Below are 9,193 nucleotides of genomic sequence, written 5' to 3' on the forward strand. Positions count from 1 at the left end.
TAACTGATCGGAGTTAACCCTCTGCGGTGGCTTTTTTCTTGGACTAATCGCTACTTTATTTCTTTGGGTGAGTTGCGTAGTGTTAATCGTTCAGAAACAAAAACTATAAGAACAAAAAAGGACTTTTTATGCTGCTGGAATTTGCTCTCTTGTTTGCTGCGGGCGTCGTGGGTGGGATCATGAACTCCGTCGCCGGTGGTGGTAGCTTCATTACCTTCCCTGCATTGATGGCGGTTGGCGTGCCTCCTATCATGGCGAACGCGACGAATACTTATGCTTCTTGCGCAGGTTACATCAGTGGTGCAGTCGGCTTTCGCGAAGAAATCATGAAGAACAAGCAAGAGTTGGCTTTCACTATCTCTTTCAGTTTGATTGGTGGCGCTGTCGGTGCTTACCTTCTGCTGAATACGCCAGAATCTGTTTTTCTTGAAGCGATTCCATGGCTACTGTTATTCGCAACCATACTCTTTTTAACTGGCTCTCGCATGACAGCGTTGATTAAATCTCTGACCAAAGAGACCAAACACGCCGGCATTTTAGGCGTAATAGCTTTGAGCCTGCTTTTGGTTGGCGTCTCTGCTTACGGTGGTTTCTTTAACGCGGGACTAGGCGTGATCGTGTTAAGTTATTTAGTGGTTGCAGGGCACCAAGACATCAACCTAATGAATGGGCTTAAGCTGCTGGTTTCGACCTGTGTTTCTCTGATTGCCATCGTAATTTTTGTTGCTAACGGTTCAATCGATTGGACCAAAGGCAGCGTTGTTATGGTTGGCACTTTAGTCGGCGGCTACTTGGCAGCGCGTGTATCTCGACAGTTGAATCCCAATCACGTAAAAGGCTTTGTCGCCCTTTCTTCTATCGCGATTACCATTTACTTCTTTATTGATGTCTACGCTTAATTTGAGCTTTCAAATGATAAAATTCATCACGTAAGTGTATGAACTGTTTTACATTTGTATCGCAACTGTCTTATTATTGAGCCATTCAACAAAAAACGTTATTTCGCTTGCCGCCGGATTGCGGCATCTTTTTGATACGTCACTATACAAGGATGCATAGGTACAATGGCTCACCTTTCGTTTAAGAATAAACTGGTGTTGCTGATCGTCGCGATCATCACCACAACCACTCTTATTTCTTACTTCAGCGTTAACCACTTCATTAGTTCTTATATTCACCAATCAGACACAAAGAACATCACTCACCTCATTGATATTACTCGTAACAAACTCGAAGCAGAACTCAACAGCAAAGCCGCTCAAGCCACCAATCTCAACTTCAGCATGATGGACATCGCCGAAACTAAAGAGGCATCTGGTTTTACTAAGATCGTAAAAATCGTTAATGGCTATGCGTTCGATGATACAGGCAACATGAGTGAGGAAGACGCGCAGTACTTTATTGATGCAGCGGAAAATCAAGATGAGAAGCTATCCATCAGCCCAATCTCACTAGAAGATAACATCCCTTACATCACCTTTTCGATTAAGCGTTTTGATGAGTCTGTTGACTTTTTCACTTACGATTTAAGCGCATTAGGTGGGCTGATTAACGCACTGGCAGCAGAAGGCAGCTACGCTGAACTAAAAGCAGATGGCCAAACCATTTACAGCAATAAACAAGGGTCAAATCTCATCCCTTTAGAGCGGAACATTGCGTTTGGTGGAAACCAATGGCAGCTGATTGGTTACATCGACCAAGAAAGCATTCAAGCAAACACTGATGCGTTGAACTGGATGATTACTCTGGCGCTGTCTATTGCAGGCATCGTGATTGTTTTGGGTAGCGTGGTTCTGCTGCACTACACCTTTAAACCACTTGAGCGTTTAAAGAATCTTGTCGGTGATCTATCAGATGGTAACGGCGATTTGACTCAACGTTTGAACATCGATACCAAAGATGAAATCGGTGCAATTTCTAATTCAATCGACCAGTTCATTGCTCAATTGCAAAAGATGTTTGTTGAAGTATCTCATTCTTCAGGCCACATCGACCATGCAGTAGGTGAACTCGCAAACCAATCAAATAACAACAGCCACACTTTAAATCAGCACACCATTGAAACCGAACAAGCGATCACAGCAATTGAAGAAATGAGCGCAACAGCAGAATCTATTGCGAGCAGTGCTGATGATGCAGCTAAGCTTACTGACCGTACCAATCGCTATGCAGAGGAATCGAAGCGTACTGTTGGAAACGCGGTTCAGAGCGTAAGTGACATGGTCACACAGGTGGCCTCTATGTCTGACACCATTGGAACAATGAGCGAAGACACCAAGCAGATCAGCTCTGTGTTACAAGTGATTGGAGAGATCGCAGAACAGACAAACCTACTAGCATTAAACGCTGCAATTGAAGCCGCCCGTGCCGGTGAGCAAGGACGTGGTTTTGCGGTCGTCGCTGACGAAGTGCGTGCCCTCGCCGCTCGAACTCAACAAAGCACCTCACAAATTAACGAGATGCTGGCGAAACTGAAATCGACAACCGATAACGTGGTCAACGAAATGGACTCGACACGCTCAAGCTGTCAGCAAACCGCAGATCGCACTAACCAAGTAATGGATTCTTTGAATGTCGTAACCGATTCTGTGGTGGAGATTAACGATCTGAACACCTTGATGGCAACCTCTGCTCAAGAGCAACGCCAAGTGACTCAAGAAGTCAGCCGCAACATGAGTGCGATACAAGAGATCATTCGTAAACTCAACGATAACGCTTCGCAAACCACCTCAGTCAGTGATGAGCTAAAAGCAACCTCGACAGGTTTAAGTGACGTCGTTTCTCGCTTTAAAGTTCAATAGCAATCAGCTCGCTGACAACAGGTTCAGATAGCACACAAACAAAAACGCCATCGCAAACTACGATGGCGTTTTTATTGGTTCTGAGTGAGATTACTTAATCAAACCCACTTCTTTGTAGTACTTCTCAGCACCTGGGTGAAGCGGCGCAGATAAACCATCTCTCACCATTTCTTCTTTCTTCAAGTTGGCAAATGCTGGGTGTAGACGGCGGAAGTCGTCAAAGTTTTCGAATACCGCTTTCACTACGTTGTAAACCACTTCATCAGGCACTGCCGTTGAAGAAACAAACGTCGCACCTACACCAAAGGTTTGTACATCGTTTTCAGAACCGCGGTACATACCACCCGGTACATTTGCAATGCGGTAGAAGCTGTTGTCTGCGACAAGTTTATCTACTTGCTTGCCTGCAACAGTCACGATGTTGCTGTCACACGATGTGGTTGCTTCTTTAATCGCACCACTTGGGTGACCTACTGTGTAGATCATCGCATCGATCTTGTTATCACATAACGCTTTAGACTGCTCGGATGCTTTCAGCTCAGACACCAATTTGAAGTCGTCATTCGTCCAGCCGTACTCTTTCATTAGCACTTCCATCGTACCGCGTTGGCCAGAGCCAGGGTTACCGATGTTAACGCGTTTACCTTTCAAATCATCAAACGATTTAATGTTTGCATCTTTACGAGCCACAACAGTGAACGGTTCCGGGTGAACGGAGAACACAGCACGAAGCTCTTTGAATGGTCCTTTATCTTCGAACTTACTCGTACCGTTGTAAGCATGGTACTGCCAGTCTGACTGAGCGATACCAAGGTCTAGCTCACCTGCGCGAATAGTATTGATGTTGTAGATAGAACCACCGGTACTTTCTACCGAACAACGAATGTTATGGTCAGCACGTGACTTATTTACCAAACGACAAATTGCACCACCCGTTGGGTAGTACACACCAGTTACACCGCCCGTACCAATGGTCACGAACGTATCTTTAGCAGAAACTGAAAAACTTGTACTTAGTGCAGCCAGAGAAGCCGCGACAGCAATTTGCTTGAGCTTTAACATTGAACGTCCTTATTTTTCCTTTGTTTATGGCCAAATAAGTATAGCAACCGTTAACAAGTTGATAACGTCCGAGATCACATCCTGAGAAGAAGAGTCCGAGGCTAGAAGGCATTGATCAGTAAGAAAATATGAATGCTCCTTTCCCCCACAACAAAAAGTAAAGCCTCGATGGGTTCGAGGCTTTGTTCATCACTGCTTTTCTTGTTGCCTTGAAAGGCAATAGATTTAGAAGAAGCCTAACGGATTGACGTCGTAGCTAATGAGTAGGTTTTTCGTGTTTTGGTAGTGATCAAGCATCATCTTATGCGTCTCACGGCCGATACCTGATTTCTTGTAGCCACCAAACGCAGCGTGTGCTGGGTAAGCGTGATAGCAGTTAATCCAAATGCGCCCTGCTTCAATGTTGCGCCCCATGCGATAAGCAAGGTTTTGGTCTCGCGTCCACACACCTGCACCCAAGCCATATTCCGTGTCATTGGCAATCGCTAGTGCTTCCGCTTCATCTTTGAAGGTGGTCACTGCGATGACTGGGCCAAAGATCTCTTCTTGGAATACGCGCATCTTGTTGTGACCTTGTAACAAAGTCGGTTGGATATAGTAGCCTTGCTCCAAGTCGTTTTCTTGTTTCGCTACATCGCCACCAAACACGACTTTCGCGCCTTCTTGACGACCGATTTCTAGGTAGCTCAGGATCTTATCGAACTGCTCTTGCGAGGCTTGAGCGCCAACCTGAGTATCTGTATCGAGTGGATTACCCTGCTTGATTGTCTGCGCGCGCTCTGCGACTTTAGCAATAAACTTGTCGTACACAGACTCATGCACTAACACACGTGATGGACAGGTACACACTTCCCCTTGGTTGAAGAACGCAAGTAAAGTGCCTTCAATGCACTTATCTAGGTATTCGTCTTCGTGGTCAAACACATCTGGGAAGTAGATATTTGGAGATTTACCACCAAGCTCAACCGTTGATGGAATAAGGTTCTCTGCGGCGCATTTCAAAATATGGTTACCGACTTCTGTTGAACCCGTAAATGCCAACTTAGCGATTCGGTTACTCGTCGCCGGTCTTTGCCCTGCTTCTGAGCCAAAGCCATTGACTACATTCACCACGCCAGCAGGCAGAAGGTCACCAATTGTTTCCATCAGAACGAGAATCGAAGTTGGCGTTTGTTCGGCAGGTTTTAGCACAACACAACAGCCCGCAGCCAATGCAGGAGCAAGTTTCCAAGCCGCCATCAACATAGGGAAGTTCCAAGGGATGATCTGCCCAACAACCCCAATCGGCTCAGGGAAGTGATAACTTGCGGTGTGCTCATCTAACTCGGCCGCACTGCCTTCTTGAGCACGGATACAACCTGCGAAGTAACGAAAATGGTCGACGACCAAAGGCAAGTCTGCGGCTAACGTTTCACGAACGGGTTTGCCGTTTTCCCATGTTTCTGCCACAGCCAGCTCTTCAAGATGTTGTTCAATGCGATCGGCAATCTTCAGTAGAATGTTCGAGCGTTCAGTCACACTGGTTTTCGCCCATTGCGCTCTTACGCCATGTGCAGCATCCAGTGCAAGATTGATGTCTGCTTCTCCAGAACGAGCCACCTTACAATACGCTTGGCCATTGATTGGCGATGTATTGTCAAAGTATTCACCACCCGTTGGTTTTACCCATTCGCCACCGATGTAGTTGTCGTAATGCGATTTAAAATTAACGATGGCATTTTCACTACCTGGCTGTGCATAAATCATAACTCTTCCTTTTGTTCTCGTTCAGTTTTTTGTTTTAAACAACCGAGTGTTCAACTCAGTTGTGTTGTTCACTTCATTACTCAAATCACATGCCAACAACGCGCGTCTTGTTGTTAATTAAATGTAAAACTATGATTCCCAAGCGATAACAAACCAAGTGAGTGGCGTTTGAGCGGATGTATGGTGTGAACACCAGTGTTCAAGTGTTCCAAAATGGCACACCCTCACTGTGACAAAATGGTACAGTCATGGAACTTCAACACATTACCAACAGCAATTGGCTTTCCACCTCATGGGACAGAAGTGAGCAAGCCGGTTTAAAACAGCGACGTCAACCAGACGATATTCGTGTAACTTCCGCGTTTCTTGAAGACAGACGCCACCAGCTCAACTTCTTAATCGATGCGGTAAAACAATTCGCTCTGCCTCTGTTTAACCAGTTGTTTACGCACAGCGACAGTCGCCTAATATTGACCGATGCGGAAGGTGTGATCATTGGAAGTTGGGGACAACCCAAATTCCGCGAAAAGTTGACCGAGATTGCACTCAACTCTGGCGCATGCTGGCAAGAAAAGCTCAAAGGTACGAATGCCATTGGTACAGCTTTAGTAGAAGCAAAACCCGTTTCTGTGATTGGTGACCAACACTTCATACAACATCACCGTTTCATCAGTTGTTCGGCAAGCCCTATCTTTGATCATTTGGGTCACTTGATTGGGGTTCTGGACATCACCAGTGAACAAAAGAAGCATGACTTTTCAACGCAAGTTTTAGTGCAAAACATGGTTCAACAAGTGGAAAATCAACTGCTCAACCAAATTCCTCAAGGGCATATTCGAGTGGATTTAGCTTGTGAGCAAGGTCTACTGAATAGCGGTTGGCAAGGCATCATCATCGCCAATGAAGAGGGTCAGATTCTGGCTCATAACCAAGTTGCCTCACAACTGCTGGATCAAACCAACGTTGTTGGACAACAACTCGCCTCCATACTCGACGATTCTGCCAGTAACCAATCTTTAGTCTTCAAGACTCAGCCACTATCGGAGCGAAAAGCATCATCCCGTGCCATTTCTGCCTCAAATGACCTGCATTACGGCGATACCACCGTCGAGCACTGTTGGCAGCAAGCCAATCGCGTTATCGATAAAGACATTAGCTTGTTGATCCTTGGCGAAACGGGCGTAGGTAAAAATGAGTTCGTTAAAGCTCTGCACGAAAATAGCCAGAGAAAAAACGGCCCCTTGGCTTCCGTGAACTGCGGCGCGCTGCCAAAAGACTTGGTCGAATCCGAACTTTTTGGTTATGTCGCAGGTGCATTCACCGGAGCAAACAACAAAGGCTATCAAGGTAAGATCCGTCAAGCGCACAAAGGCATCTTGTTCTTAGATGAAATCGCAGACTTACCATTAGAAGCGCAAAGTCGACTGCTGCATGTGCTCCAAGAAAAAACCGTGTTGCCTGTCGGCTCAAACCAAACCATTCAAGTGGATACACAAATCATCGCCGCAACACACAAAGACTTAGAGCGATTGGTTGAACAAGGTGAATTTCGTCAGGATCTTTATTACCGCCTAAACGGGCTCATCGTTGAGTTGCCTCGTTTCCAAGAGCGTAGCGACAAACAAGCACTGATTGAGAACATTCATCGTCGTCACGCCGAGTCTGAACAAAGCATTTGCCCTCACCTGCTGTCATTAATGTTGGGATATGGTTGGCCGGGGAATCTACGTGAGCTCGACAGCTTAATCAAAGTGTCAGCCTTAATGGCGCAAGGAGAAGCGCAACTCGAGCTTAGCCACGTACCTAACCATCTTGCCAAAAAGCTAAGCCAAGCAAGCGTTATCGGAGAAGTGGGTACGTCAAAAACCAGAGACATGCGTACGACTGTGGAAGATAAGTTGGTGAAAACCTACCAAGCAAACCAAGGCAACATCAGTAAAACCTCACGCATGTTGGGTCTGAGCCGCAATACCATTTATCGCAAGCTCAAGAGCCTTGGCATGCTGAAATGATAAAATGTGGAAGATAAAAAAAGAGCACCTCAGTGAGGTGCTCTTTTCATTTTGAAACCTAGCCTTACAGTCCGCCTTCTTGCTGCGCCTGTTTTACTAATGCCTGACGTTGAGTTTCCGTGTCTGAATTCACTTTCTGTTCCTTGTGCGTTTCCTGATCCAAATCTGCCGGAATGAAAACAAAGTACTTGTTAAGAGTCATCGTAAGAACCTCAATTTATAGTGTTAAGTCACCTTCTTGGTAAATGTAAACAACACCAGCAAAAACGACTTATGCCGATTCCTTGTTGTAGGTTTCAAAAAGTAGAGGATGTTCGACCATCAAACATCCTCCATATGCAACCTAATTATAGGAGGAGTTCAAAGGCTTACCTAGCACTCTTTATCACCTTTTTACGCAATCTTAGATTTGATATCGGTATTGGTAAAACTCTTACTTTGAGCTAACCCCATGTCACAAAAGAGAAATTTGTTGGCGATTTTGTTGGAACAGAGGATGAGACACGTTGATACTTAAAGCTCAATGTTTTGAGGCGCTAACTTCGTGAAAAATACCATTGATTTAAACCTGTATCGCTTTCTTTATCTGCTCAGTCAGCAAAAGTCACAGGCAAAAGTGTGCCATACACTCGACATCAGCAAGGCCACGTTCACCCGGCAACTGGCTGAATGCCGCCAGCGATTTGATAACGAACTGTTCAATGCAGAGAAAGGCGTTTATACCCCAACCCTGCTTTGCCAACAGCTATGTGAAGCGATAAGCGAGCCGTTAGAGCAACTTGAGCAATTACCACAGTTGGCAAAAACCTTTAATGCGAACCAGCACTCTAATGAGTACGTCTTCAGCATCATCAACCCTCTTTCTGGCATGTTAACGATTCCTTTAGTTACCGCCCTTACCACAGATGAACAAAAGCCTAAGATTTCCTTTATCGATTGGTCGATTGAAAGCATAGAGAACCCTAAACGCGGCGCTGTCGCGATTGGGATTGGTGGTTTTCCTAATGAACTCAACGAGAGAATGGTAGAACGTAAGGTGGCTTCCGTACCCATCTTTGCGTATGTGAACGCTCAACACCCTCTTCACCAACAAACCGAACTTGAACTCAGTGACATTGAAAACCTTGAAACAGTGCGAGTCTCCATGGGTTCGCTCGATGTGAGCGCTTATTACGAACGAATGCGTAAATTGACGGGAGTGAATCTAGAGCAGAAGCTGACCGTCTCCTCAATGACTGCCGCACTCGACTGTGTCAAAGTCAGCCCGTACGTGTTTGTCGGTATGTATATTGACGATCAAGAGCTACCCGCGGGAATTTGTCGATTACCGTTAAAACTAGAGGGAACACAAATGTTGTTTGATGTCGGGATTCAGTACCATCGCGCCTTCTACCAACACCCGATCATCGCGCAGGTAGAAACCTTTATTAAAGGAGCACTTAGCTAAGCCACTGAATTCGATCTCTGCATAACCAAGGAATACAAAAAAGCCGCCCCATTAACCTGTCTCTTGATCACAAGTCTAGTGATCAAGAGACATTGCGAGTTCGTAGCCCTCAAGGATGCTTTGTA

7 protein-coding genes are annotated in these 9,193 nt (G+C 45.6%); 4 read left to right on the forward strand and 3 right to left on the reverse strand.

Annotation, left to right across the window (positions count from 1 at the left end; genetic code table 11):
• Positions 1-128: 128 nt before the first annotated feature.
• Positions 129-899, forward strand: coding sequence for a sulfite exporter TauE/SafE family protein (locus KIV40_RS25240; protein WP_012128069.1), 771 nt, complete (start codon positions 129-131; stop codon positions 897-899).
• Positions 900-1,064: 165 nt separating this feature from the next.
• The gene (locus KIV40_RS25245; RefSeq protein WP_012128070.1) at positions 1,065-2,801 is read left to right on the forward strand and encodes a methyl-accepting chemotaxis protein; all 1,737 of its coding nucleotides are present in this window, start codon (positions 1,065-1,067) and stop codon (positions 2,799-2,801) included.
• A 90-nt stretch (positions 2,802-2,891) separates the two neighbouring features.
• Here the strand turns inward: KIV40_RS25245 and KIV40_RS25250 are convergent, their stop codons facing one another.
• Positions 2,892-3,863, reverse strand: a complete 972-nt coding sequence (locus tag KIV40_RS25250) for a TAXI family TRAP transporter solute-binding subunit (RefSeq protein WP_285351953.1) — start codon at positions 3,861-3,863, stop codon at positions 2,892-2,894.
• A 225-nt stretch (positions 3,864-4,088) separates the two neighbouring features.
• Positions 4,089-5,609, reverse strand: a complete 1,521-nt coding sequence (locus tag KIV40_RS25255) for an aldehyde dehydrogenase family protein (protein WP_285351954.1) — start codon at positions 5,607-5,609, stop codon at positions 4,089-4,091.
• A 248-nt stretch (positions 5,610-5,857) separates the two neighbouring features.
• Here KIV40_RS25255 and KIV40_RS25260 point away from each other — a divergent pair, with 248 nt between their 5' ends.
• Positions 5,858-7,621, forward strand: coding sequence for a sigma-54-dependent Fis family transcriptional regulator (locus KIV40_RS25260; protein WP_285351956.1), 1,764 nt, complete (start codon positions 5,858-5,860; stop codon positions 7,619-7,621).
• A gap of 64 nt (positions 7,622-7,685) precedes the next feature.
• Here KIV40_RS25260 and KIV40_RS25265 read toward each other — a convergent pair whose 3' ends face one another.
• Complete coding sequence (locus KIV40_RS25265; protein WP_012128074.1) at positions 7,686-7,823, reverse strand: hypothetical protein; 138 nt, start codon at positions 7,821-7,823, stop codon at positions 7,686-7,688.
• Between the two features lie 342 nt (positions 7,824-8,165).
• On the opposite strand from KIV40_RS25265, the gene KIV40_RS25270 reads away from it, so the two are divergent.
• Positions 8,166-9,068, forward strand: a complete 903-nt coding sequence (locus tag KIV40_RS25270) for a LysR family transcriptional regulator (RefSeq protein ID WP_285351958.1) — start codon at positions 8,166-8,168, stop codon at positions 9,066-9,068.
• Positions 9,069-9,193: the final 125 nt, after the last annotated feature.

Source organism: Vibrio sp. D173a, from assembly GCF_030248475.1.

Coding starts and splice junctions, on each gene's coding strand:
- KIV40_RS25255 (WP_285351954.1), bottom strand. CDS start 5,609: ATGATTTATGCACAGCCAGGTAGTGAAAATGCCATCGTTAATTTTAAA.
- KIV40_RS25260 (WP_285351956.1), top strand. CDS start 5,858: ATGGAACTTCAACACATTACCAACAGCAATTGGCTTTCCACCTCATGG.
- KIV40_RS25240 (WP_012128069.1), top strand. CDS start 129: ATGCTGCTGGAATTTGCTCTCTTGTTTGCTGCGGGCGTCGTGGGTGGG.
- KIV40_RS25265 (WP_012128074.1), bottom strand. CDS start 7,823: ATGACTCTTAACAAGTACTTTGTTTTCATTCCGGCAGATTTGGATCAG.
- KIV40_RS25250 (WP_285351953.1), bottom strand. CDS start 3,863: ATGTTAAAGCTCAAGCAAATTGCTGTCGCGGCTTCTCTGGCTGCACTA.
- KIV40_RS25245 (WP_012128070.1), top strand. CDS start 1,065: ATGGCTCACCTTTCGTTTAAGAATAAACTGGTGTTGCTGATCGTCGCG.